This is a genomic window from Acidiphilium iwatense (genome assembly GCF_021556475.1).
GTDB classification, from domain to species: domain Bacteria; phylum Pseudomonadota; class Alphaproteobacteria; order Acetobacterales; family Acetobacteraceae; genus Acidiphilium; species Acidiphilium iwatense.
In genome coordinates this window covers 1-1110 of record NZ_JAKGBZ010000153.1, presented here as the reverse complement: position 1 = coordinate 1110, position 1110 = coordinate 1, and the positions used below count along the sequence as shown (strand labels likewise).

The 1110-nt window shown below is 53.2% G+C and carries 1 protein-coding gene; it reads right to left on the bottom strand.

Going from position 1 to position 1110, the window contains the following annotated elements:
- Positions 1-89 precede the first annotated feature (89 nt).
- The gene (locus L2A60_RS20520) at positions 90-452 is read right to left on the bottom strand and encodes a TraK family protein (RefSeq protein WP_235706312.1); all 363 of its coding nucleotides are present in this window, start codon (positions 450-452) and stop codon (positions 90-92) included.
- Positions 453-1110 lie beyond the last annotated feature (658 nt).

Sequence of the window (1110 nt, the reverse complement as noted above, 5' to 3'; positions counted from 1 at the left end):
CAGCATGCGATAGAAGGGACAGGTCAGGAAGCTCGCTCACGCCTCCCGTCGAATCGTATCCGCCGTGGTCACGTCAATTCACAATCGATTCAACTGGCCGACGGACCAGGATGAGCAGATACCGGAAAACTCCGTTGATCTTGAAATGGCGGTGGCGCCGGCGCTTCGATATGCGTATTTCCGTCTCTCTCGATCGGCCTAACCTGTAGGCTAGGAGGCTTCTGCTTGTAGAACAGTGGCACCTGGCCACCCCGTGAACCGGCGGTGCCGGTAATTTCACGCGAGATGTGAATACGGAACCGCTCATACGAGACGGTGCATCTGTCTCGATATTTTTGATGAATCTCTTTGAGCGTGAGTCCCGCGGCCAGCTCCGCCTCGATTACATCGCGCATTGCACGCACGGCCACACGGGCGGCTCCGTAAAACTTGGGTGGTGTCTTTTCGGCCATTCGGAGACGATACATTCCCAACAAGGAACCAGCAAGAGTAATCGTGGTCTAGGCATTGTCTACTCATTGCCTAAGCATAGGATACTAATTGTTTTCACATTGCGGACCCATTGGTTCTCCGTTTCCCGGAGAGACAGAGATGCCTTCCAATGACTAACCTATGTCAAACCAATGCCCCTACCATTTGTTCTTATTAGGCCCAGTGACCGCGAAGCTGTGCGTTTTGGCCATTCTGGAACCTGCATCCTGGTTTCAGGGGAGCCGACACGAAAGTATCGTTTACGTACGCTTGTCCGGGAATCGAGAATTTATCGGACGGTTTCAAGAATGTCCGAGAACCTCGCCAGCCAATGAGAACATGGACAAGGCCGTTTTCGGCCGGGAAAACGGACAAACGTTCTTGCGGCGTTCATGTCTGGCGTACAGCGAAGATACTTTCGTGTCGGCTCCCCTTTCAGCCTCCAAGAGATGAAACAACGGGTTGAACTCCTTACGAAACGGGCATTTCGTCAAAAGTCTGCACTCCAACTCTGGGAGATACAGGACTTTCCCGCGGTCGCTGGATCAGCACGGGCCGGCGAAATGTCGAAAGTCGCGCCCATTCCCGCCTGAATCTGCAACTTTCCAGTTCAAAGTGTGGGAACAAAGCATTTTCTGC

What these genes read in the sequence shown, in the direction of transcription:
- L2A60_RS20520 (WP_235706312.1), bottom strand. Translation starts at nt 452, where the DNA reads ATGGCCGAAAAGACACCACCCAAGTTTTACGGAGCCGCCCGTGTGGCC.